This window comes from Trichocoleus sp. ST-U2, from assembly GCF_039961875.1.
Classification (GTDB): domain Bacteria; phylum Cyanobacteriota; class Cyanobacteriia; order Cyanobacteriales; family FACHB-T130; genus FACHB-T130.
Window position 1 is genome coordinate 1 of the sequence record NZ_JAMPJY010000067.1, and the last position, 24,022, is coordinate 24,022.

Sequence of the window (24,022 nt, forward strand, 5' to 3'; positions counted from 1 at the left end):
AAAAAAAAGAAAGAAAGTTGAGACCTGAAAAACGTGTGATCGCACTCATGAAGCGAAAGGAGATCGCATCCAGCCGTTACTGCGGCTTCTACGGATGCCTTTCACAGGCTCATCAGTTACCTTGAGGCTGTGAAAGACTACTGTGCTGAAAATATTGTCGGCTCTGCGTTCTAAGGCATATCGTACAATACACCCTGGACTATTGAAGACTGCTATGCCCAAAGACAAAACAACCAACGCCCAGAACAAGGAAAGCTTAGAACAGAAGCTGTGGAAGGCGGCGGACAAGCTACGAAAAAACATTGACGCGGCGGAGTATAAGCACATCGTCTTGGGATTGGTCTTTCTCAAGTACATCTCAGATTCCTTTGAGCAGTTGCATGAGAAGTTGATTGCTGGCGAGGGGAACTATGCAGGTGCTGACCCAGAAGACCCCGATGAATACAAAGCAGAGAATGTATTTTTTGTCCCTGCTGAGGCGAGGTGGTCGGCGTTGCAGGCACAGGCGAAGCAGCCGACGATTGGGCAGATCGTCGATGAAGCAATGGAGGCGATCGAGCGGGAAAACCCTAAACTCCTCAAGGGGATTTTGCCGAAGGTCTATGGTCAACAGAAGCTTGATCCGATCGCTTTGGGGGGGCTGATCGACAATATTGGCAGCGTCAACTTGGCGAAGGTAAAAACGGAATCTGACGGGCAGTTAAGTTTGGAGATGGAGCCAAGGGTAGCCCCCTCTCGACAGGCGGATTTGCTAGGGCAGGTGTATGAGTATTTCTTGGGGCAGTTTGCCCTAGCAGAAGGCAAGAAGGGGGGACAGTTCTACACGCCAGAAAGTGTGGTACGGGTGTTGGTAGAGATGCTCGAACCTTATAAGGGGCGAGTGTTCGACCCTTGCTGTGGGTCGGGGGGAATGTTTGTCCAGAGTGAGAAGTTCGTCAAGGCGCACCAGGGGCGACTGGATGATATTTCCATCTATGGGCAAGAGAGCAACGAGACGACCTACAAGCTGTGTCGGATGAATCTGGCGATTCGGGGCATTGATGGCTCAAATATTCGCTGGAATACGGAGGGGTCGTTTCTGAAGGATGCCCACCCAGATTTGAAGGCGGATTTTGTGATCGCCAATCCGCCGTTTAACGATAGTGACTGGGAGGGAGAATTACTACGAAATGATGGACGTTGGTTTAGGAAAGGTGAGACACAGCTTGCGCCTCCCATAGGAAATGCAAATTTTGCTTGGGTTTCTCACTTTATCTATCACCTAGCTCCGACGGGGGCAGCAGGGTTTGTGTTATCGAATGGATCGTTGTCGTCGAATACGAGCGGTGAGGGAGAGATTCGTCAGGAATTGGTAAAGGCGGATTTAGTGGACTGCATTGTGATGTTGCCAACGCAGTTGTTTTACAACACAGGAATTCCAGCTTGTCTGTGGTTTTTAAGCCGATCTAAGAACGGCAACAAGAACCGCGATCGCAAGGGAGAGGTGTTATTTATTGATGCGTCAGAGTTGGGCTATATGGTCAACCGACGCAATCGGGCGTTTGATGATAACGACATCAAAAAGATTGCAGACACTTATCACGAATGGAAGCGGGATGGCGGAAACTATCAGGACATCAAGGGTTTTTGTAAGTCGGCAACACTGGCGGAGATTGAGAAGCACAACTTTGTGTTAACGCCAGGTCGCTATGTGGGCATTCCCGATGAAGTGGAATCTGAGATTTCCTTTGAGGAAACGATGGGGGCGTTGACAGGAAAATTGGCGGCCCAGATGAAGGAAGCAACAGAGTTGGATGTGGAGATTAAGGCGCAGTTGGCGAAAGTGGGTTTTGAGTTATGAGGGATTGGGAAGAAACAACTTTGGGAGAGCTAATTGATATCAAACATGGATATGCCTTCAAGGGCGAGTTTTTCACTGAGGTTCCGAATGGGAATGCCTTACTAACCCCAGGAAATTTTCATATAGGAGGGGGATTTAAGGCTGATAAATTCAAATACTATATAGGAGACATACCTGAAGACTATGTACTAAGCCCTGGTGATGTCATTGTTACCATGACGGACTTAAGTAAAGATGGTGACACACTTGGCTACTCAGCAAGAATTCCAGAAAGCACAAATCGTTTTTTACATAATCAGCGATTAGGACTTGTCAGCACAATCTCAAAAAGAGCTGACATAAACTTCATATATTGGCTATTAAGAACTAGCCCTTATCAAAAAACAATTGTCAATTCTTGCTCTGGTTCTACGGTCAAGCATACATCTCCAAGCAAGATAAAAGACTATAAATTTCTACTCCCACCAATTACAGAACAAGTAGCGATTGATGAAGTTTTATCCTCATTTGAACGTAAGATTGAAAACCTTAGAGGGCAGAACGAGACGCTAGAGGTAATCGCCCAAACCCTATTCAAACACTGGTTTGTCGATTTCGAGTTTCCCAATGAAGACAGGAAGCCCTACAAGTCATCGGGTGGGAAGATGGTGCGATCGGTGTTAGGCGAAATTCCTGTAGGTTGGCGCGTTGGCAAATTAGGTGATGTAGTTGAAACGCTGGGAGGTGGTACACCATCAACCACAATGTCTGAATATTGGGAAAACGGTAATATTCCTTGGTATTCACCCACAGATTTAACAAGGTCAAAAACTTTGTTTTCGCTTGGCTCTGAAAAAAAAATTACAAAGCTCGGTTTAGAAAAAAGTTCAGCCAAACTCTTTCCTAAATATTCTCTATTACTAACAAGTAGAGCAACCATAGGTGAAATTACTATAAACACTCAAGACGCTTGCACTAATCAGGGCTTTATTACTATTGTTCCTAATCAAACTTTTAGCGTTTATTTTTTATACGGTTGGCTTTTAACACAGATCAGCCTTATCAAGCAGCTTGCATCAGGAAGCACATTTCCTGAACTTAGCAAGTCAACTTTTAGAAATTTCTCTTTTTTAATACCCGACTCTGCGCGACTGGCTAAGTATGACAAAACTATTAAGCCTATATTTCAAAAAATCGAAAACAACATCAACCAAATTCAAACTCTCACTAAAACTCGTGACGTGCTTCTACCTAAACTAATGAGCGGCAAACTCCGCATCACCGAATAAACCCCAACTCCTCCCCCGGTCTTATGAGCAAATTCACCACCGAAGACCAAATCGAAGCCTACAACCTGGAACTGCTCGATGCCCTTGGCTATGGTTACAAAAACGGCTACACCCTCGAACCCGAAGGAGCCGAACCCGAACGCCAGAGCTTTGGTGACGTGCTGCTCAAAGACCGCCTGAACCAAGCCCTAGCGCGGATCAATCCCCACATCCCTCCCGACACCCGCAACCAAGCCCAGCGGGAACTGCAAAACATCGCTAGTCCCGACCCAATCAACAACAACGAAACCTTCCACCGCTACCTCACTGAAGGCATCACCGTTGAATACACCAAAAACGCCGAAACCAAAGGCGAACAACTCTGGCTGATTGACTGGAAAACCCCCGAAAATAACGAATTCCTCGCGGTGAATCAGTTCACCGTTATCGAAGACAACCACAACCGCCGCCCCGACATCATCCTCTTTATCAATGGGCTGCCCCTGGTGGTAATCGAACTCAAGAACGCCGCCGATGCAAAAGCCCACCTGCAAGCCGCCTTTAACCAATTACAGACTTACAAGCGCGAGATTCCCAGCCTCTTTACCTATAACGCCTTGCTGGTAATCTCCGATGGCACCTCCGCCCGTGCAGGCTCGCTCTCTGCTTCCTATAGCCGCTTCAGCCAATGGAAACGCAAACTCCCCAATGGCGACATTGACAACAACCCCAATACCAACGAACTCGAAATTCTCACTCAGGGGATGCTCAACAAAAGCACCCTGCTCGACCTGATCCGCCACTTCACCGTCTTTGAAAAAATCAAGACTGTAGATCCCAAGACCGAAGTCGTTACCCTGCAAACTATCAAAAAGCTGGCTGCCTATCACCAGTATTACGCCGTCAATCTAGCTGTTGAAAGCGTTATCGCTGCCACTAGAAGTAACCATCGCGGCGGCGTGGTGTGGCACACGCAGGGTAGCGGTAAATCCCTCTCGATGGTCTTTCTCAGCGGCAAACTTGTCTTGACGCTGAATAACCCTACCCTCGTTATCCTTACCGATCGCAACGACCTCGACGACCAACTCTTCGATACGTTTGCCGGATGCCGCCAATTGCTGCGTCAATCTCCCCAACAAGCAGGAGATCGCGATGCCGTGCAAGAACTGCTCAACGTCAATTCTGGTGGCATCGTCTTCACCACCGTGCAAAAATTCTCTCCCCAAGACAGCGAAACGATTTATCCCAAAATTAGCGATCGCACCAATATCATTGTTCTAGCTGATGAAGCCCACCGCAGCCAATACGGATTCAAAGCCAAACAGGTCAACATCAAAGACGAAGCAGGCAACGTTGTCGGCAAACAGACCCGCTACGGCTTCGCCAAATATATCCGGGACGCCCTGCCCAATGCTACTTTCGTGGGCTTCACGGGCACTCCCGTTGAACAGAGCGACAAAAGCACCCCCGAAGTCTTTGGCGGCTACATCGACATCTACGACATCGCTCAAGCCGTCAAAGATAATGCAACCGTCCCAATCTACTACGAAAGCCGCTTGGTCAAAGTAGACCTGGACGATAAAGGGCGAGAACTGCTCAACGAACTTGACGAAGACCTTAGCTTTGAAGACCTCAGCACTACCCAGCAAGCTAAAGCCAAACAGACCGGAATCGAGGGGATTGTTGGCTCTACCAAACGTCTAAAAACCATCGCCAACGATATCGTCACCCACTTTGAAATTCGCCAAACTGCCAATCGCGGCAAAGGCATGATTGTCACCCTCAGCCGCCAGGTAGCTGCCAACCTCTACGACGCCATTATCAAAATCCGCCCCGACTGGCACAGCGACGACCTCAACAGCGGCAAAATCAAACTTGTCATGACCGCCAGTGCTTCCGATGAAGGCAACCTCGTCAAACACCACACCAATAAGAAAAAACGCCAAGTCTTAGCGCAACGGCTCAAAGACCCTACCAATGACCTCGAACTCGTCATCGTCTGCGATATGTGGCTCACCGGGTTTGATGCCCCTAGCCTCCACACGATGTATATCGACAAGCCGATGAAGGGGCACAACCTGATGCAGGCGATCGCCCGCATTAACCGCGTCTACTTCGAGAAACAAGGCGGCTTGATTGTCGATTATCTGGGCGTTGCACATGAACTCAAAAATGCCCTATCGTTCTATTCCCAGAGTGGTGGAAAAGGCGACCTCACGCTTGATCAAGAAGTAGCGATCGGGCTGTTGTTCACCAAACTGGAAGTTGTCGAAGATATTATGGCTGAGTTTGACTACCAGCCCTACTTCAACGCCAGCACGGGTGACAAACTTAATATCCTCAAATCTGCTACCAACTATGTTGCCGATCCTCAGATAAAAAACCGCTTTCTCGACGCTGTAACTGCCCTCTCAAGAATCTATGCCCTCACGGCTCACCGCCCAGAAGCAATCGCTCAGTCTGAAAAAATTTCCTTCTTCCAGGCTATCCAAGCCAGTCTCCGGAAACTTGAGCCTACCGATGGCAGCCTCAGCAATACCGAAATTGAAACTGCAATTCGGCAGGTAGTCGATCAAGCCCTCGTCTCCAATACCGTCATCAACATTTTTGACGAAGCAGGCATCAAAAGCCCCGACCTCTCTATCATCTCTGATGAATTCCTGGAAGAGGTCGAAGGAATGGAGCATCAAAACCTGGCAGTGGAATTGCTAAAAAAACTTTTACGCGATGAAATTAAAGCTCAACGTCGCACCAACATTGTTCAGAGTCGCCAGCTTACCGAAATGCTTGAAGACTCCCTCCGCCGCTACCAAAACCAAGTGATTAGCGTCACGGATGTGATCCAAGAACTAATCAATCTCTCCAAGGATGTCCAAGCTGCCAAACAACGGGGCGAAGAATTGGGGCTGGAACCTTATGAACTCGCCTTTTATGATGCTCTGGCTCAGAACCAGAGTGCGCGGGATGTGATGGGGCAAGACCAACTGCGAGAGTTAGCGGTTGTCCTGGTGTCACGGGTACGCCAAAACGCCTCGATCGACTGGAACCTCAAAGAAAGCGTTCGCGCCCGGATGAAAGTAATGGTCAAGCGTCTACTGCGGCAATATGGTTATCCGCCTGATATGCAGGCTCTCGCAATCGAGCTAGTGCTGGAGCAGGCGAAGGTCTTCACAGAATTTGAAGTGGAAACAAGTCGTTCCTAATATCCTAAAAAAGACTGTTTACGAGACAGATTTTTTGGTTTAAGGCGGCACAGCTCAAACCCTAGCCCTAGCGTGTCCTAATTGGACATTAAAATAAAAAGCCCCTACTGGAAAACTGTGGGGGCTTTTTATTAGTCATTAGCTGATGGGACGATCGGCACAGACCAACTCTTTTTGCAAGGTTTACAGCGCCATCGGTGCGAAGAACTACCATCTTTATTTTCGCGAATACCATGACTCTGAACCGTCGCCGTTTCGCCACATTTCGGGCAGTGAGGTCTGTCAGCCGTTGCCTCATTTGGCTCGACCTGTACAGGATTCGTGGAAGGAAGGGCGATCGCTTCCTTTGATTTTTTGGGCTTGGTACTGCACTTTGCATCTGCCTTGGCAATACTGCTCGGTACAGTTTCTCCTAGCATCGGTGAGGCGATCGCTTTCTCTGCCTCGACATCAACTAATTCCTTCCTGATCGCTTCGAGCTGGCTCCTCAATTCCTGGTTGTGTTGCTCCAGCTCCTGAAGTTTGGCGTTCAGATCACGTTCAACCGCTGCCTGCGCTTCCACTTGCTGCCTGAGAGATTCGTTCTCAATCCTCAGGCGGCTAACTCCCCCAAGCTTTCTATATAGCTAGCTTGCTGGCTAGCCAACTGCTCTATTCTCTGCTCTAGCGTGGCTATACTGGCTAGCCTTTCTTCTAAGTTGGCTAGCCTCTGGTTTACATCGTCATCAGGGGAGATCGCTGGATTACCCGCATTTAAAATCTCAACTGGTATAGCCAAAGGCTCACCCAAAGCTAGCCGAATTGAATTCTCAAGGAACTGAGTCATTGTGATACCTCGTTCCTTACAATGCCCCTCAAATCTCTCTGCCAGAGCATCTGGCAGCCGAAAATTAACTTGCTTTGACTTCCTACGGTTTTCAGTCATTGGCTTTATCCTGCCTATACACTGGCTAAGTCTAGCAGTTTTATAGCCTTATCACTAGCCATAAGCTATACAAATGCCTTTGATGGAATCACACAAACTTGGCTATACATTTAACTATAAAACGGCTTGCTATTTGTATAGCCATAAGCTATATTGTATGTAGACAGGGATAAGGCAATCACTACAAGCCAAACCCTGAAAATGCCGCCACACAGAGGAAAAGACAATGTTCAACAGCATTAAAAACATCACGCTCGGCATCGGTTACGGCATCTACTTGACCGCACTCGCACCAAAGAGCCAACGCGAAGCAGCCCTAGCAAAGGCATGTATTCCGCAAGCTGTGCCCCAGGTAGAGGAGAAGGCAGAAGAAGCGACCGCCCTCGAACCCATCCACGTTGCACAACCCGAAATCCAAGTAGAGGTAGAAACTCCCGAACCCGCAGCCAGCGAACAGCCGAAAGTAGAAATCGATCTCAACGCCCTTGACTCAGGCACACTCCGCAAACTTTGCAGTCAGTACGGTATCGCGTGGAGAAATGTCAGAGGGCAGGGCAAACACCTTAAAAAAGCCGCAATGGTATTTCAGCTTGAACAAGTAGCCGCAGCCGCCTAATCATCAGATGTGACCTGGGGGAAGTCCTAAAAAGCCTCGCACACCAAAGCAAAAGGGCAATCGCTGTCCCTGGAAAGAATGCGATCGCCCGTTCGTTAACCCCGTTATGGAGTCCGTATCCTTATGTTATTTCAGAATGACATCTCAGCCCTAGAATCCGAGATTGCCAAATTTGAAGGAATCATCGCCACGCGCCGCGCCCGCATCGAACAACTGAGCCATGCCGAATCAATCGCTGACGGGGCAATCCAGCGCTTACAGGATGCCGTCGCCAAATTCCAAGAGCTAGCACCGGACGCGATCACTACCCTGAAATCGGCAGTCTTAGGGCTGTTTGGCAGTGACGACAGTAGCGGCGATAACCCAACTCTCGAACCAGACCCAATACCCAGCGATAACCCAACTCCCGAACCAGACCTAATACCCAGCGATAACCCAACCGCCGAGGGGGGAGAAGAGGATAGCATCCAGACCAAAGCGACTGAGGAAGAAGTCATCCCACCCGGTAGCTTGATCCAAATCGAAAATCCGCACACTGGGGAGAAAGTCTCCTGGGTCACTCCAGCCAAAGAGGAAAGTGATCGCCCCTACGTTGCATTGATCGAAATTAACCAGACACTCAGCTATCAGCGGAAGCACGACGGCACAATTGTCTGCGCTTACCTTGGAGCCAGCACCAATCAACTCGCCAAACGCTGGGCTGATGCCTTGGAGCTTTGGGGGTATCGCGTTGAAATTAGGAAAGCCAAGCGCATCACTGGCGGCAGATGGGAAGTGAAGTTTTGGGGCGCAGACCTCAACCGACTCAACCAACTTGCCGAGGCACATCCTAGCTTTAGCAGCGGGGTGCCCGCCCCAAAGTCGCCATCTCTGGAGTCGGTCCCAAGTACCCTCGAAACCTCCAGAGAGAGCTTGACAAGATGCGACGATACAACGCCAGCCTTGGAATCGGTTGATGCCCAGATGGAATTTGTCTTCAGCGAAACTCCAGACTCATGCGCTTTGACTCCTGATTTTCTGGTCTACAGCGGCGATCGAGAGTTCCTGGGCAAGGTGCGCGAATCACTCACGCTCAAAGGCTGGCTTCATAAGTACACGAATCACAACCAGCCGTTCCCAACTCGTGAGGCAGCGGCGGCAGATTTGTACCGGCGGAAAGTAGCACAGAAGGAAATTCACGACGCCAGCAACGCTCGAATCTTGGCAGCCCACGGCTTCTAGCCCACTGTCTTAGGGATGTTGTGTCCGCTTTAAACACAACATCCCTAAGCCCGGATTTCCACCTCAACCAAACGGTTAAGGAAGCTAACTTTCCACCTCAGTGCGACATAACAAGGATAATGTAGAACTTAATATGGCCCAAATTACGACTCAAACCAGCACGGAAGTCACCCCATCGGATGCTCATAATCGCTTGATCGAGATGTGGGTAGATGGTCGTTCGCCGCATACTCAAGACGCTTACCGCCGATATGCCCGTCAGTTCCTGGCACACGTTAACCGTCCCCTGCACCTAGTGACGCTAGCGGACATCCAGGGGTGGAAGTTAACCTTGGTTGGCTTGTCCCCCAACAGTCAGAGGACGGCGATCGCGGCGATTAAATCTTTGCTGACATTCGGGCATAAGATCGGATTATTACCCCTGAATGTTGGAATGCCCGTCAAACAACCCGCTGCCAAGGACTGCCTGAACGAGCGGATACTCACTGAATTGGAAGTGCAGACGTTAATTGCTTTGGAAACCCATCCCCGAAACCGGGCAATCCTGCGGCTGCTGTATTCTGCTGGGTTGCGGGTCAGTGAACTTTGCGCCCTGACCTGGAAGGATCTAAAAGTTCGCGGTGATAGCGGACAAGTTACGGCATTCGGCAAACGAGGGAAGACTAGAACAATTCTGCTGTCTGCGGGCGTCTGGGTTGAGTTAATTAATTTAAGAGGTAACGCGGGAAACGACGACCCAGTTTTTCCATCCAGGGAGGGCGATTCGGAAGGGAATCACCTGCATCGTTCCCAAATCAATCGCATTGTCCTGGCAGCCGCGAAAAGGGCAGGCATCAAGGAGAAGGTATCGCCCCACTGGTTGCGTCATGCTCACGCTTCACATTCACTAGACCGGGGCGCACCGATTCATTTGGTACAGCAGACGTTAGGACATGAATCGGTGGCGACTACTTCTAGATATCTGCACGCCAGACCTAATGACAGCAGCAGTCTATATCTGCCAGGGTAATATTAGGCTAAATCTTCGAGAGCGCTATGCCAGTCCACAGCACATATCTTCAGGCTTCATCATCAACATTAACAATCAGGGTTCGTTTTGGATAAAATTCAAGTTGACGGTCATAAAAATCATTTGAGAGGTCTGTTATATTACCTTCTCTAGCTTTTTCTCTAGCTTTTTTTCTAGCTTCTTCTTCAGCTTTTTCTTCTTCAGCTTTCTGCTTTTTCAAAGATGAGAGAGTATCATACGAATAAACATTGGCATATATACCATTTGCAAGAGGATGTAGCCCACTCTGAGGAATGGATAGTATGAACGGACAAGTTACCAAGCAGCGCCAAGGCAAAGCTGATTTATGAGAATGGACAGATTGAAACGTTTTTTTTCCTCTGGTATTTAATGCCTTTCGGATAACATCTATAGGCACAACTGTACATCCGAACTGAAATTTATCATAGGTAAGATTACAGCATCGCCAGTATTGTTGAAGGTTATTATCATCGATAAAATTATATAAGCAGTAAAGCGGAATACAATTATGCCCCTGTGCATAAGTCTCAAGGATATCAATTTGAAACTGACTTGTAGGCGATTTTCCAACTTTATGCCTGAGTTTGCTATATATTTGGTCTTTATTGCCCTTTTTGGTTTGGATTTTTTTGGCTTGGACTGCATAACGCCACCAACCTTTTTGGTCAGAACCAATCCACCATTCCCAATCTATGCCAGTTTCTGACTCGGTTGCTTTATTGATTTTTGGGATAGAAACTTCGCAAATTCCAGCACGTTTTAAGTCAAGAATATTAATATCAGTAATGGTCTCTTCTCCTTGACGACAGCCCAAATTCTCACCCAATTGGATTCGCTCCCAAACCGCCTTAGCTAACTGTTCAAAAATTTGAGAAGCAGAAATAGCCATTCTTAACTCCCTTAGACTGCTATTTACTGATTATTCACACAAACCTCATTAATCAATTTACTATGGACGGACTGTGGCAGAACTAACCGGCGTTCTTTCCTTCTTGCATTCAGTAATTTCTTTTCACCAATCAGCAGGAAGTAGCTTGCGCCCGCGCCTCAGTCAATCGGTTCTAAGCACCGTAGAGCGTCTGGGTGTGTTCTCCATAGCTTTAACCATTACTTTGTTTTGGAACTTCCATTAATTCATTTTTGTAAACATTCATGCGATCGCACCTCCCGCCAGTTCCCAAAACTCAATCTCCTTCTCCCTAGGAATGAGCGCCCAGATCGCTTGCGTTGCCCGACAACAAAAGCCGCTGATGACTTGGAGTACCGCTGAAACTGCTTCTGGGTTGTCACAGCACAACACCATATCGGCTGCGTCCCGCACGTCCTCAGCAGTAAAACTGGGGGCGTCCTCCGCGCTCCCCTGATTAATAGTTTGGGGAGTTTGGTAGTCTGGCGAGTTCTTTAAATACTCTTTATTACCGGGGGTGACTACCGTATCACAGCTTGATACATTTTGAGCTTCTGCCTGCCTCGCTGCCTCATCCCGTGCCAGCCATGCTGCAAACACTTCTTCGCGCCCGTCGTCGGAGCCTAAGAACTTGTAGACTCGTTGCTGTTCTCCCCTTGCACCTTCCTTGCGGAGGAAAGTTAATCGTAGACCGAGTTTCCCTAGCAACTTCTGAGCGATCACTATAGGGCTGTCTTTCTCGTTGATGCCGATATCCAGCGCTGTCTTTATCTGCCAGCGGGCAGCGATCGACTTCTGCGCCATTGCCTGAAGGTCATCATCGGTGCCCTTGAAATCCCGTTGGGTATCTAGTAGAGCCAATACACCTAGATTTTCCAGTGCGGCGATTGACGAGCTAATGAGCGACCTGTTTAGGTCGGGCATCCAAGCTGCTCCCTCACCCTGCTTTTTGATGGCATCCAGCCGTTTTTTATCCCTCGCTGGAAGATATTCCCTGCCCACTGCCAAGTAGTAATGCATCTGCAACTGGGGATGCCAGTTATCGTCATCCTTAATTACCAAGTCTGGCGCTACATCGACTCCGTAGCGCAATGCCAAGGAGTGCTTACGTTCCTGGCAGCGTTCCTCCTGAGTCTTTGAGCGCTTCTCCTTTAATTTTTCAAAGTCGGATTGGGAGATAGAAGCGGCGCTGGCGATCGCTTCCGCTTCTTTCTGGTGTTCAGTGTCTCGAACCTGGTTAAGCGCCTTTAAGGTTTCATCGCCATTGCCGTCAGCAATATCGATAATCTTGTGCCCCTCAGCCTTCAACCCAGCCAGGACGCTCTCACGATACCGAATCATTCCTGAATTTATCCGAACTGCCATCTTTACCCATGCCCGCAAACTTGGGGCATCAAAACTTGTATCTAGATCCTCAAAATCAACATCTTTGAGGAGTTGGATATTAGCCTTGGCGAGTTTGCGTTGACTTGCTAGCAAAGATTTAGGATTAGTGCTGCCGTTGCCGATTTTCCCTAGTCCGTGAGCTGCTACCCAGATGTGACGATCTACAGATTCCCGCACCCGCGCCAATGCTTGTCGTGCTGAGTTCTCTGGTACAACCCCTTGGAGGATTGCCCAAACCGAATCAAAGTGATTTTCGATGTCGATACTGACACCCGTTTCAAGCGAGGGGCTGGCTATCACGATGTCGTAGCGGTCTAGAACTTCGTTTAATTCTATGGTGCATCCGAAGGCAGCGTGATTGGGGTCTGAAACGCTTTCAGAATCAATCCTAAGAATCCTTTTTTTAGGAAATTGTTGGGCAAGTCTCGCTTCAAGAATTCGGGTTCCGAAGCGGGAGTCAGTCTTCTGCCCTGAACAGCAAATAAAGACTTTTTCATCTTGCCCAATCGCTTCTTCTAACTGAGCTATTAATCTACTAGGGTTTGTACCCAAGTAGTTGTAAACGTTGCAACCTTCGGACTTATGTGTATTTTCGACAATCCACGGGTCAGTATTGACCCCTGCCAGTTCCTGAATATAATCAAGTGTCACATCGCTCAAGTCGGCATCGCTCAAAATTACTTGCCCATTTTGGCTTGTGAGTGCGTTGCTGATTAGAATTTTAAATTCTCGTAAAATCGGAACGCGAACGGACTGACAGGTTTTGGAGTTCAACAAATGCCAAACAACTTGTTCGCATTCATCAAGAATCACGATGCCATCACGCCAGTTTTCGGCGCGGAATTGTGCCTGAGAATTTGGGTGCAAGGAATCGACGCACAGCCCAAAGCCCAGAAGTTTACCTGTCTCGCAGTCACGAACTTCGGTAACATAAGGCACTCCTAGGCGACGGCACAATGCTTGTCCCAGCTGTACCCTGTGACTCAATACCAGTACCCATTTACCTTTCTTCGCTGCGTCCGCCGCAATTTTAGCTAAGGATTCGGTTTTTCCTGACCCCTTGGGGCTTTTAATGCCAATCAGTTTGGTGCCTTTTGGGATGGTCAATTCTCCCAAGTATTTCTGGTTTAAAGATACGTTCGTTGGATACATCAGCCGATTGTAGGAGTGCGATCTCCATTCCTCCAGCGGCTGGGCTGACTCATAACACTTCTCGAAAGCTTCGACACCATTGGCTACCAGAAAGTCATCAACACCTTTCTGGGGTTCATCCCAAGTAACCACTGAAACTTGGCAACCTTGCTTGAGAAGTAAAGAGCCTGTTTGATGAATCGCGTTGCCGACAGCCCGAACAGTCTTCCGCTTCACGTCATGGTCGAAAGCAAAGTAGACCGGATGATTTTGGAAAATTGCTAGTTCTGGGATAAGTTGGCGAGTTCCCACGGGAGTTCCAAACTCATCCTTGGGTTGACGATAACCGCTGGTGATTCCAGGCAGTGCGATCGCTGCGAATCCAGCCGACAGTAATGCCGCTGCTTTTTTTACCCCCTCTGTGATGCCAAGCGGAATTTTATTGATTAGCAGCCACGCCCAAAAGCCAGCAGCCTCAACGTCTTCGGTGACACTAACTTCTTCTGGCATCGGCACGCCGTAGCGAGTAGCGATCGCTTCCCAGACACTCAATGAAACTCGCAAGTAGAAAACACGGGTTTCCGTTTTCGGCGGATGCTCGTATTTTTGGAGCTTTCCATCATCGTCGCGCCTAGGCTGGTCAGGCTTGAACGCTCCCCAGAGCATTGCCTGCCAATCATCCAATGGATCTAGTCCACTGCACCACCAGCCACCTTTCTCGGTATGGGCGTATCGGTACAGCATCCAACTGGCAACGCGACCAGTGTTCAATCGTTCTAATTTATCAGAGTAAAGTAGCCGTTCGTGAGGCACATAACCTGAGAGCGATCGCACGTTCAGCTTGATAATTGCATCATCTACGCCGCTGCTTCGCCATTCCTCCAAGTGTAGTGGGTGAATCATTTTTCACCCCCAACCGCGCCCAAGAAACAGTCGCACGTTGCACAGCGCACGCTGGCTTTGAGAGTCGGCGCGATCGCTGGGACGATTACAGATTCCTGGCACCCGCATAGCCAACAAGCAAGCTCGAAAAGTGGAAGACTCTTGGCTTTTTTCGCCGTTTGCAAGGCAGTCATAGCTCCACCCCCCGACGCATCAGGTTTTGTGCCAGCGTAAGAGCGAAGAGCGCATTTTCTCCGCGTAGTCCCTTCGTTTCAAGATGTTCAAGTGCGTCTGTCAGTTCGTGTTTTTCAATGAGGTGAGGTAGTGGTGATCGCTCGGTTGAAGCGTGAGGCGATCGGTGTTCCCTCGAATCTGCTTTAACTTTGTCGGGATTATGTAGTAATAATCCTAATGAATCCCCGGTAAGTGTATCGGGATTATGAGATAATAATGGTGCAAGAGAGACGTTTTGCGGAAAAGATGCGTCCGACATATTATTAAAGAGTGTCCCACCTACCCGCTATCAACGGGCGTGGGAACCGCTAATCCACGGCAAACGGTCTCTAGGTCGCCAAACTTTGATCCGTTGCGTGGTTTTACAAGAAATGAAACGCCAGCAGTTTTAAGCCGCTGGCGTTTCGCTTTTATGGCTAAGTGAAACCAGTTCGTCTAAATATTTATCGAGGGCGGCACGGGTAATTTCTGCTTTAGGAACGCCCAATTTATGGGCGGTAGCCTGCAACCGATTGAATTGAGTAACACCTAGTCTTTGGGTGAATCTAATTGGTCTTTTTTGCGCCATTTCAGTTCCTTGAGTCCGACTATCCGATTATAGATGAAAGTCCTGGCGATCGCACATTGCCTCGTTTTCAGCACCTCTCCGAAGAATATGTTCCGTTATGTTTGGTTATTATAATGAACTGGTAATGCACAATTGCCATATTTGACTCGTTTGATTTGTATGACATTTGGATCTGCTACAATAAAAGCTTTTTTTTGTAGAACCAGGCTAAAGCGCGATCGCTTTTTGATTGATTATTAGTGATGTAACTCCCTACTAAATCTCATTACATTCTTATAATTAGTATCTAGTCCTTGAGGACAAGATACTCCTCCCTCTCCCCTACGGCAGCGATCACTCCTCTAGTATCTAGTCCTTGAGGACAAGATACTCCTCCATTTCCCTATGGCAGCGATCGCTCTGTATCATTCTTCATTGCCCCTACCATCGGAGGAAGCGGTTTGTTTTTTGGCTAAAAATCATACTGAATGGCATCTCAGTGTGATACCTGGTTTGGCGGGCGGTATCGTGCCAGCCAGCCGACTGATGGCAATCCAGTCGGCTGGCACAGAATCAAATGCCAATCGAATGATCAAAAAGTTTACTTATTTTTACTTTTCTTTACTACCAGGCGATCGCTCTTCATTCTGCCACTGCTGTTTCTTTCGGTTCCTTCGGCTTCTTCTCAAAAACTTGGATGGCTGGCTCGTTTAATACAAAACCCTGTCCTGTAGCTTCGCCCATCTTCCCAGCGATCGCGGCAACCCACATCGGGTAGTCGGTTTGTGCCTGTTCCAACTTCTTGAAGACTTTGGGTTTGACAGTAACGCTGACAATCTGCCCGTCGCAATCAATCTCGAAAGACTTCCAACCGTTCTCAACGGTTTTCACGTCGGCTGGGAACTCTGAAATCTTTATGGTTAGCTCAAGCTTTCCTTGCGTTGTCATAAAGCATGATAGCTCCTATATAAATGTGATGCGGATACTCTAGTTGCCAGTCCTTTGAGGCGCGATCACCTTCCGTCACTTCCATTACTTTGTAATTAGTGCGATCACTCACCGTCATCAGTGCGATCGCTCCTCATCGCCGCCATCTCAATTTTCAAAAATCTGCGTGATCGCTCTTCATCATTCCTCATTGCCCCTACCAGCAGGGGAAGCGGTTTCTTTTTGGCGCATATGTTCCTTGATCGCATTGATAAGTATCGTTGCTGCCAGATTAGAAATCGAGCGATTCTCTTCAACCGCCCATTGTTCTATCGCTTTTTGCATATCTTCTGGTAAGTACGCTGTTATCCGCCACCTAGAAGGCATTAGTGCATTTAATAAACTCTCTGGATCAATCATGGCGTACTCCGTTACTCTTGATATTTTTTTTAAGTTAAGTACTGTACCTGACGTTATTTTATGCTAAGTTGTACTCAGTTGGCACCAACAGCCTAAAGTTACTGAGTTTCGCCCAACCCTGACGACCGGCACACCATTGGTCGCCAGCCGCAAGTATGCGCTCAAGCTCAGTCAGCATAACCCTTTCAACAATCAATCAAGGAATGAAACTCATGCAAACAGCTCCCCAGCTTGCGCCCCCTCCTGCCACTTCTCCCCCACTTCTGGCAGTTGGATACGACGGCGGCAATGGTAGCGTCAAATTAATAGTAGATAACGCTGAAATCCGCATCCCGTCATATGTTCAGCCACTGCATACTGAGATTTATGATGTTCCAGAGTCGCCTGAAGGTAGTTTGATTGAGTATTTAGCAGGCGATCGCTCCGACCTCGTCAGTCAGCGCTGGTTTAGTGGTGATGTCGCTTACCAATACAATCCCCAAAGTCACCAGCGGGTCGTTGATGATAGGGCAGGAAAAATTAAATTGGGTTTGCAACTTTTCTTAGGTGCGTTGGCAACATTACCGCATCGCAGTCGCTGGAATCTGTCAGTTATAGCCTCAATCCAAGATGCTCAACTGCTTGGTGCTGAACTCAAAGAATTACTCCAAGGTCAGCACTCCATCCGCATCAATGGTAAGGGGGTAAGCTGGATTGATTTATCGGTTAGCGCAGTTATTGAAGAAGGGACGGGTGCAGTTGTAACCGCGCTAGGATGTAACCTCATCCAACCCAAAACCCAGAACATTTTTCTCGACCTTGGCAACGGCACGATTATTAGTTCTGTGTTTGGTTCTGGTGGCAAACTTATCGCCCGAAAAGTTACATCTGGTGGTGTTGATGCGCTAATTGAAGCGATCGCAAAAAATATCGATACTCGCCGTCATTTAATACGTGAAGGTGACAGACATTTAATCCGGGCTGGTATTGAAAATGGAAGTTTTCAATATGGGACAACCGGCTGGAATTTCCGCCAAGTTTACAACACTGAGTTGAAGCCTTGGGTATCCCAAAACTTAGCAGCAGCGTTCAAATCAGTTGACCCCTGGCGCGAACAATCCGACTCGGTTGTTGCCATCGGCGGAGGTTCTCAACTACCTGCGATTGCCCAACTGCTAACAGCTCGGAATATTGTCACCAGCTCTGATGGAACTTGGCTCAATGCTCGTGGCTTGGCTCGGTTGGCACAAATCAAATTGCGGAGGGAGGGGTAATGGGTACTACTTCAAGTCGGCGCGTAAGTGTCCGGGAATATCATCTGCCGTACTTAACAACCTTTGGCGAAGTGCTGGGAACTGATGATTTATCTGAGGTGGTAAATCATATTTTGAACTGCCATCGGATGGGATGTCACAGCACTCCACCTAGCCAACCTTTCACGCAAAACGCATCGATACCAGTAGCGATCGCATCTGCTTCAACCATTCAGCAGCAGGCAATTAATGACAACGATTTAGTTGATGCGTTGGGCGATTTACTAAGCGCCGCATAGTGCAATAAATCATCAGGAGTTTGCATTTATTAGTACAAAATTACTAATAGGGGAAGACAATGATTGTCACACTCTCGATTGATACTTCTTTGATGTTTGAAAATGGAACGCTTCGAGAAACTATGGAGCAATTCCTTACTCGAAAAATTACTCACAGGCAAGCTGCTGTCGCACTAAAGCGAACTCCCCAGGAAGTCAGTCTGACATTAGGAGCGCTTTTTGTACTTGCCGCCCGTCCCCAAAACAACCGGGGAATTGAAATGAAATGTTTTCCGGAACTCACCATGAGAAACCCATACGGGCTAGCGAAGGCGCTCTTCCTGGGAGGGAACCTGCCTGAAGACATGGTAGATAACCTGCTCGGAGTCCTTTCAGAAGGCGGTTTCTTTGACCTTCAGCGAAGGCTGAAAGAAGCCGGAGATGAGCTACGTTCACAAGAAAACTAAAAATTTTTGTCAGTCACCAGCGGCGAAGTTTGCGAGGCCAAGCCGCTGGCACTGGCTCCCCAGACAAGTAAGGAGACACATCAATCATGCCAAAACTTGTAGCCAGTAAGCCACTGAGTTACTGGGTCAGCACCTCGAAATCCAACCCGGCTTATTCAATCCTTGCCGAACTAGAACATCGATTCGGCAGCTACTTTGAACAACTGACCCGCCCAGAACTGCACGCGATTTTGACTTATTGCGCTGCGAAAAGCGACCAAACGGATACCTGGTCATTGTTGGAAAACAGCGACCTCAGCCAGCAGGTTTGCGATGCCCTAGATTTGGTTGATGAGTTGGAAAGAGGCTTTCAGCTTAGCTTAGCCAAATTCCTCGTCGAGGCAATTAGCGCACGGGGCAATCAACAATGAACCCGATTTACATTGCTGACCACATCCTGCGGATTGAAGGTGAACACAGAAGGCATCCTTCCCTAATTGCAGACAGCCTGCGACGAATTGCTGACTACGCCAACTTATTTGAACCGATGCCCGATAGCCTGACACCTTCCCAACAGCAACAGGTGCATGACTTCATCCAGCAGTTTCGCTCCTCTTCAGAAGGTCAGGCGGCACTTGTACAAGTCAAGCAAGCGATCGCTGGAGGGTATCGAAGATTGCAAGAGAAGGGGGTTACTCGTGCCTAACAAAGAAATCTGGGCAGATAACCTTCGCAGTGTTGGAGTGCCCGAAAAACTTTCAGTTCAAGCCGCTGATATTCTCAGCCGACAAGATGCAGGCGAACTACCTTATCCCCTGCCAGAACCAGACCAGCACATCGTAAGCAGTGCATGGCAATGGTTCGCCGCAAAGCAACGGCAGGAAGCGGAGTCATGAACTACGCGATCGCATTTGCAATCGGAGGGATTCTGTTAGCCCCTAGCTTTCACCTTGGCAGCGCCAGAATGCTCCTCCACCGAATCAGAAAAGGGATGTACCAGAGGGAGATTAACCAATGAAAGATTACATCGGGCTTGCTTTAATTCTGGCTGGAGTTGGGTTTTACTTCATGACCAAGCAGCCACAAACTGACCCTAAAGATTTAGTCATTCAGCAACAGGAACAGCAAATTCAGCAGCTTCAAGCTGAGCAACGAGGCATGGAACGAGCGCTCGGTTTGAGTAAGTAAAACAATCAAGCGATCGCCTTCCAAATGAGAGGGCGATCGCACCTCGCCACCAAGGAATTAATCATGGATTTTGCACCATCTAAAAACACTGCCATCGTCAAGTATGAACCAAAAAAATCTGGCATCCACAAGGTACACGCGCTGGATAAAACTCTTGCTGGATTGACTAAGAATTACTTCGGGATTGACCTAGCCGAACTCCCGAACATGACCGACCAGCAGCTTGCAGAATATGCTGACCGAGCTGCTGCGATGGATCGCCTAATTGAAGTGTTACCCATCCTCGAAAAACACTTCAAAACCTTAATTGAAGGTCAAGTAAAGTACGAGCAATTCGTCGCAGAAGTCCAGAAGGATGCCGCTGCCGCCGCCAAGAAAATCGACCAACAAATCCTAAACGTATTCCTGGCTGGAAAAGGCTACCAGCAACACATTCGTCTGATGGGTGAGAAAGCCCAAAACGGAATCAGGCTGCTAGATGCAGAGGGACGCAGTGCCCTTACCTTGGAGCGCATGGACTTCCAAACGGCGATGCAAATTGTGGCACGTCGGCACCAAAGCGGCGCACGTCGCATCCAAGAGAAAATCCCCCTCATGGAGCGGCGAGAAGCGTTGTCAGAGCAGGTGAGAAAAGAACGGGAAGACCGCAAGGATTTACTTACTAATGGCTCCCGTTCCAGTGCAGGCAAGAAAGGTTTTTGGCAAGGTATCGGTGATTGGTTTAGCGGTCGTTAATTCAAGGTGAAAGCTGATGCTTAATTTCAATAATCATCAGCCTCACCACGAGGCTGATTTTTTTCAAGACGAAACCCCAGAAACTAACCAAGTTCGGTTCTACAAAGCGACTGGGAACCTATCAGAATTTGGGCTGTATTTCAGTGGTGGACTAGCACTGGCGCTGCTATCACGTTTGATTCCAGGGATGCTCATTACCTACGCTCTATTACTTGCGATTGCTTCTGGCTACATTGTCTTTGCAGTAAGGAGGGACAGACGGGAAGGCGCAGTGATTGGACTGGCGATCGCTGCCTCAGTCATCGCCGGTTTCTGGGATGGCGTTGTTAGTCTGATTGCAATGGTGAACCCGCTAATTTGGATCGGGATTGGACTGGGCTTGTTTGCGATCGCCTTATCTGTATTCATGGGGAGGTCGCGCTGATGAATCCTAAGTTAGCCATGCTTGGTGCCTTCGCCGTTGGCACAATTGGATCGGCTGTCGGGACGGCTGGATACTTTGACGGCAGGATTGAATATTGCCACCCGACTGCTACAGGTTGCGAACAGCGCTCAGTACCCGATTGGATACAAGTTAACCAAAGCGCTGCCCAAGTAAAACGCACTCCTGGCGCTGGGGGATGGAAACTGTGCGGCGCATTTGTTGCGGTTGCCGGTTTTGGCGCTTCGATGTCACTGGCGCGAAGTCTATCATCCCAGGAATCCAGCAAGCAGAAGTATCAAAACCTCTGGGAAGGTGTCAGCCTACAAAAAGCCCGGATACAAGCACAAATTGAGCTTGAGGCGTTCAACCAGCAAGCAATGCTTCAAGCGGCTGAACAGTCCTATGGCATCCTGGCCCCGTATCAAGAGGCACTGCTAGAGGCGGAAGTCGTTACGGAACCAGCCGCACCCACGACGCAGGAAGTCTCCGCGCCCACAGAGCAGACCGAGGCGAAACCCGATCCGACTCCGTGGCTTAAAGGCTTTATCTCCAGCACTGCGTTGGCTTGGGGGAATCAAGGCAGCGGGAAAAGCTGGTTCGTCCGGCTGCTGGCAAAAAGGAAGGCTGAGATGGGCTACCGGGTGATTGTTTTCGACCCAAACTCAAACGCAACAGAATGGCAGGGAGTAGAACTTTACAACACCTACAGCGCCATAGAAGAACAGATGCGCTGGTATGTAGCTGAAGTAATGCAACGATACGAGGACTTTGGGAAGTCAACCATCTCAGAGGAGGAGTGGCGATCGCAGCTTTGGAAGAAAGGGAAGGCAGTCACAATCATTGCTGAGGAGGCAACCACCTACGCCGATTTCATTGAGGATAAGGAGCTGCTGGGCAAGTTTGTCAGGGTCGGGGGAACGCTCAGTCGTAAACAAGAAATGCCCGTTACATTTGTCGCGCACAACAATACGCAGAGCTGCCTAGGCGATATCAAGGGACTGGCTAACTTGATCGCTCGGATGCAGCAGATTCAGTTACTAGCGACGACTGACCCCCTAACCTCGCAGCCGGTCGCCAGCGGTAAGGCACTGATTAGGCTGGATGGCTCAACCGAATGGATGGAGGTTACTACTCCAAAAATTGACAAAAAAATAACTGTATTCCACAGAACCAGTGAAAGCGATCGCACTCCTCAGCCCATTCAACCCACGCAAGACAGTTCCCCAGATGACCTTTGGGACGCGGCGAGACAACGCCTAGAAGCGACGTTTCAACGGGATACGGTTGAGGATACGACAGCGCCAAACGTATCCAGCAATGACTCGGATGGGGATACGACAGATACGAGCGCATCCAGCCACAATGACGGCACAACAAGCGATTTAAGCGATGGGGATACGCCCGATACATATCCAGAAGGGCAGGGATTTCCACCTGAAAAGCAGCTTTTGACCATGCTGAAGGATACGGAGTTACCGACTGGGAGATTCATTAAGGAAACCTTGAAGGCGACGAAACCCGAACGGTATCGGCTGGCTAGGAAAGCGATCGCATTTGTGCTGCGTCGGCATGGTGACTTTAAGTTGATGGAGAAATTTAAGGACTGTCTTTAACTTCGTGAATGGCACCTTCGTTTACTTGAGTGTCAAAAAAAGTAAGTGCCAATTGGTACTTACTTTTTGGCTAACAGAATTGTTTCGCACAATACCCTCTACGCGCCTCAAAGATATCCTGACGCCTCCGACTAGCTCAGGCGTCCCAACACAAATTAGAACCTTCACCACTCAGGCATGAGTGGCTAAGCAATTCACTCCTTTGAAAGGTTCGCCAAGATTTATCAACCTTATTAATTTCAAATAAATGGAACCGGAAAGCCATTCTCAAAGACTTTCGGTTGAGCAGAGGATAGAAGCTTTTCGCCATCTGCCATTAGAACCAATCGATTACTGTTCTTGTTGGATAGCCCTCAACCCGAATAAAGAATATAGAAAGAGCTGCATTAATGCTTTAGCAGAAACAACTGGTTTGAGTCCGCAGACGGTCAAGAATTGGGACACTAACTTTATCCAGAGACCCCAATATCTACCTTATCTACTCAGACAACTTGACCTGCTTAATTAATTTATGCAAATGGTCAAAAGCGGACAAATTACACTACCGCCTGACTTCCTACAGAAGTAGTTGGTTGTGAATTACAATCTTCACCAACGTGCAGACCAAGGTTACTCGACGCTCATCATTAAGCGAGTTCCGCTATATTTTTTACGAGTTATCGGATGGTAAGAGGTTTTGTTCGATAGCCTTCAGTTTCTTAATTCCCACATAAAGAGAGCCAAACTTCGCCTCCACTCTTTCAGCAATTTCGTTTTTGAGGCTCTCGTAAGCCGCCTGTCGCCCTACTTGCTCTTCCAAGCTCCTAAGCAATTCATGGTAGTTGCTGCACTCATGACGTATGTAGTTAAGGGTAATTCGCTCTAGGAAATTAATATCACTGTTCCATGTTGGACGCTCGATCCGATCCATCTCACAAGGAGCTTCTTTTCTTCGCTGCGACTCTCGATATATCTTTTGCTCTTCCCAACGAGTCATTGCAGAGTTAACAAGAGTTTCTAGTGTTTCCTTATCTGTCCAGTAAATCTCTAAGCGCTTGATTATTTGATCAACTAAAGCATTCTGTCTCGCAGCCATTAATTCCTTCATATTATCTGATGCCTTTAACCGCTGCGGGGCAGTTTTACTTTGCCATGTAGTAAAGGGTTCAGACTGCATAACTTGATTTACTCTGTCTTTCGAGAACAATTTAACTGGAGATGCTTTTCTGCTATAGGGATTTGGTGCTGTTGTATCTGGCTCACTTAAAAAGGATGCTATTGCTCCATTAGTCCAGCCAAGGCTCTTTAGATCGGATTTGGTGTAATAGGGTGACTCTTTTTTGTAATCTTCACTTTCTGAAAACATAAACTAAATTTTCTACTCTACCTAACTGATTATATTTTCTGCTCCCAGAAATCATTCGCCCGGACATTGAGAAAAGCGAGTCGGCTGGTAGGAATTGAAGACGTTCCTACTGTTTACAACTATCCCAACAATAAAAAAAAGAAAGAAAGTTGAGACCTGAAAAACGTGTGATCGCACTCATGAAGCGAAAGGAGATCGCATCCAGCCGTTACTGCGGCTTCTACGGATGCCTTTCACAGGCTCAT

At 48.3% G+C, this 24,022-nt stretch carries 25 protein-coding genes; 16 read left to right on the forward strand and 9 right to left on the reverse strand.

The features are described from left to right. Positions 1-214: 214 nt before the first annotated feature. Genes NC996_RS26165 through NC996_RS26175 form a run of 3 tightly spaced genes read left to right on the forward strand, consistent with a single transcriptional unit; the run spans position 215 to position 6,290 of the window. Complete coding sequence (locus tag NC996_RS26165) at positions 215-1,840, forward strand: class I SAM-dependent DNA methyltransferase (RefSeq protein ID WP_190686338.1); 1,626 nt, start codon at positions 215-217, stop codon at positions 1,838-1,840. Continuing rightward, complete coding sequence (locus NC996_RS26170) at positions 1,837-3,108, forward strand: restriction endonuclease subunit S (protein ID WP_190686340.1); 1,272 nt, start codon at positions 1,837-1,839, stop codon at positions 3,106-3,108. The genes NC996_RS26165 and NC996_RS26170 overlap by 4 nt, the downstream gene beginning before the upstream one ends. Positions 3,109-3,131: 23 nt before the next feature. Beyond that, positions 3,132-6,290 carry a type I restriction endonuclease subunit R gene (locus tag NC996_RS26175; RefSeq protein ID WP_190686342.1) on the forward strand — a complete coding sequence of 1,053 codons (3,159 nt, stop codon included), beginning with the start codon at positions 3,132-3,134 and terminating at the stop codon, positions 6,288-6,290. Positions 6,291-6,421: 131 nt separating this feature from the next. Here the strand turns inward: NC996_RS26175 and NC996_RS26180 are convergent, their stop codons facing one another. Further along, complete coding sequence (locus NC996_RS26180; RefSeq protein WP_190686345.1) at positions 6,422-6,853, reverse strand: hypothetical protein; 432 nt, start codon at positions 6,851-6,853, stop codon at positions 6,422-6,424. A gap of 29 nt (positions 6,854-6,882) precedes the next feature. Then, positions 6,883-7,215, reverse strand: coding sequence for a hypothetical protein (locus tag NC996_RS26185; protein ID WP_190686349.1), 333 nt, complete (start codon positions 7,213-7,215; stop codon positions 6,883-6,885). 226 nt (positions 7,216-7,441) lie between these two features. On the opposite strand from NC996_RS26185, the gene NC996_RS26190 reads away from it, so the two are divergent. The 3 genes from NC996_RS26190 (at position 7,442) to NC996_RS26200 (ending at position 10,061) form a co-directional block, all read left to right on the forward strand. After that, positions 7,442-7,831 carry a hypothetical protein gene (locus NC996_RS26190; RefSeq protein ID WP_190686352.1) on the forward strand — a complete coding sequence of 130 codons (390 nt, stop codon included), beginning with the start codon at positions 7,442-7,444 and terminating at the stop codon, positions 7,829-7,831. Positions 7,832-7,954: 123 nt separating this feature from the next. After that, positions 7,955-9,052: a hypothetical protein gene (locus tag NC996_RS26195; protein WP_190686353.1), complete on the forward strand. Its 1,098-nt coding sequence runs from the start codon at positions 7,955-7,957 to the stop codon at positions 9,050-9,052. Positions 9,053-9,185: 133 nt separating this feature from the next. Beyond that, a complete protein-coding gene (locus NC996_RS26200) occupies positions 9,186-10,061 on the forward strand; it encodes a tyrosine-type recombinase/integrase (RefSeq protein WP_190686396.1) in 876 nt (291 codons plus the stop codon). A gap of 49 nt (positions 10,062-10,110) precedes the next feature. Here NC996_RS26200 and NC996_RS26205 read toward each other — a convergent pair whose 3' ends face one another. The 6 genes from NC996_RS26205 to NC996_RS26230 form a co-directional block, all read right to left on the reverse strand. Then, positions 10,111-10,971, reverse strand: coding sequence for a DUF6615 family protein (locus tag NC996_RS26205; protein WP_190686356.1), 861 nt, complete (start codon positions 10,969-10,971; stop codon positions 10,111-10,113). Positions 10,972-11,232: 261 nt separating this feature from the next. Continuing rightward, positions 11,233-14,409, reverse strand: coding sequence for a plasmid replication protein, CyRepA1 family (locus NC996_RS26210; RefSeq protein WP_190686359.1), 3,177 nt, complete (start codon positions 14,407-14,409; stop codon positions 11,233-11,235). Further along, a complete protein-coding gene (locus tag NC996_RS26215; RefSeq protein ID WP_190686362.1) occupies positions 14,406-14,582 on the reverse strand; it encodes a hypothetical protein in 177 nt (58 codons plus the stop codon). Before NC996_RS26215 ends, NC996_RS26210 begins: the two co-directional genes overlap by 4 nt. Before the next feature lie 428 nt (positions 14,583-15,010). Continuing rightward, complete coding sequence (locus tag NC996_RS26220; RefSeq protein WP_190686365.1) at positions 15,011-15,190, reverse strand: hypothetical protein; 180 nt, start codon at positions 15,188-15,190, stop codon at positions 15,011-15,013. Positions 15,191-15,811: 621 nt separating this feature from the next. Further along, a complete protein-coding gene (locus tag NC996_RS26225; protein WP_190686368.1) occupies positions 15,812-16,117 on the reverse strand; it encodes a fertility inhibition FinO-like protein in 306 nt (101 codons plus the stop codon). Between the two features lie 180 nt (positions 16,118-16,297). Beyond that, complete coding sequence (locus NC996_RS26230; protein WP_242037581.1) at positions 16,298-16,516, reverse strand: hypothetical protein; 219 nt, start codon at positions 16,514-16,516, stop codon at positions 16,298-16,300. 212 nt (positions 16,517-16,728) lie between these two features. Between NC996_RS26230 and NC996_RS26235 the strand changes: the two genes are divergently transcribed. The 10 genes from NC996_RS26235 (at position 16,729) to NC996_RS26280 (ending at position 22,432) form a co-directional block, all read left to right on the forward strand. Next, positions 16,729-17,769, forward strand: coding sequence for a hypothetical protein (locus NC996_RS26235; RefSeq protein ID WP_190686371.1), 1,041 nt, complete (start codon positions 16,729-16,731; stop codon positions 17,767-17,769). After that, positions 17,769-18,047, forward strand: a complete 279-nt coding sequence (locus tag NC996_RS26240; protein WP_190686374.1) for a hypothetical protein — start codon at positions 17,769-17,771, stop codon at positions 18,045-18,047. Before NC996_RS26235 ends, NC996_RS26240 begins: the two co-directional genes overlap by 1 nt. A 59-nt stretch (positions 18,048-18,106) precedes the next feature. Further along, entirely contained in the window at positions 18,107-18,493 is a 387-nt protein-coding gene (locus NC996_RS26245) for a hypothetical protein (RefSeq protein ID WP_190686377.1), read from the forward strand. Positions 18,494-18,579: 86 nt separating this feature from the next. Then, entirely contained in the window at positions 18,580-18,903 is a 324-nt protein-coding gene (locus NC996_RS26250; RefSeq protein ID WP_190686379.1) for a hypothetical protein, read from the forward strand. Next, positions 18,900-19,178 carry a hypothetical protein gene (locus NC996_RS26255; protein WP_190686382.1) on the forward strand — a complete coding sequence of 93 codons (279 nt, stop codon included), beginning with the start codon at positions 18,900-18,902 and terminating at the stop codon, positions 19,176-19,178. The genes NC996_RS26250 and NC996_RS26255 overlap by 4 nt, the downstream gene beginning before the upstream one ends. Then, the gene (locus NC996_RS26260) at positions 19,171-19,368 is read left to right on the forward strand and encodes a hypothetical protein (RefSeq protein WP_190686385.1); all 198 of its coding nucleotides are present in this window, start codon (positions 19,171-19,173) and stop codon (positions 19,366-19,368) included. Before NC996_RS26255 ends, NC996_RS26260 begins: the two co-directional genes overlap by 8 nt. Before the next feature lie 118 nt (positions 19,369-19,486). Further along, positions 19,487-19,660 carry a hypothetical protein gene (locus tag NC996_RS26265; RefSeq protein WP_190686388.1) on the forward strand — a complete coding sequence of 58 codons (174 nt, stop codon included), beginning with the start codon at positions 19,487-19,489 and terminating at the stop codon, positions 19,658-19,660. A gap of 63 nt (positions 19,661-19,723) precedes the next feature. Further along, a complete protein-coding gene (locus NC996_RS26270; protein WP_190686389.1) occupies positions 19,724-20,395 on the forward strand; it encodes a hypothetical protein in 672 nt (223 codons plus the stop codon). Positions 20,396-20,411: 16 nt separating this feature from the next. Continuing rightward, the gene (locus NC996_RS26275; RefSeq protein ID WP_190686391.1) at positions 20,412-20,819 is read left to right on the forward strand and encodes a hypothetical protein; all 408 of its coding nucleotides are present in this window, start codon (positions 20,412-20,414) and stop codon (positions 20,817-20,819) included. Then, positions 20,819-22,432: a hypothetical protein gene (locus NC996_RS26280; protein WP_190686392.1), complete on the forward strand. Its 1,614-nt coding sequence runs from the start codon at positions 20,819-20,821 to the stop codon at positions 22,430-22,432. Before NC996_RS26275 ends, NC996_RS26280 begins: the two co-directional genes overlap by 1 nt. Positions 22,433-23,081: 649 nt before the next feature. Here NC996_RS26280 and NC996_RS26285 read toward each other — a convergent pair. Continuing rightward, positions 23,082-23,777: a hypothetical protein gene (locus NC996_RS26285; protein WP_190686394.1), complete on the reverse strand. Its 696-nt coding sequence runs from the start codon at positions 23,775-23,777 to the stop codon at positions 23,082-23,084. Positions 23,778-24,022 lie beyond the last annotated feature (245 nt).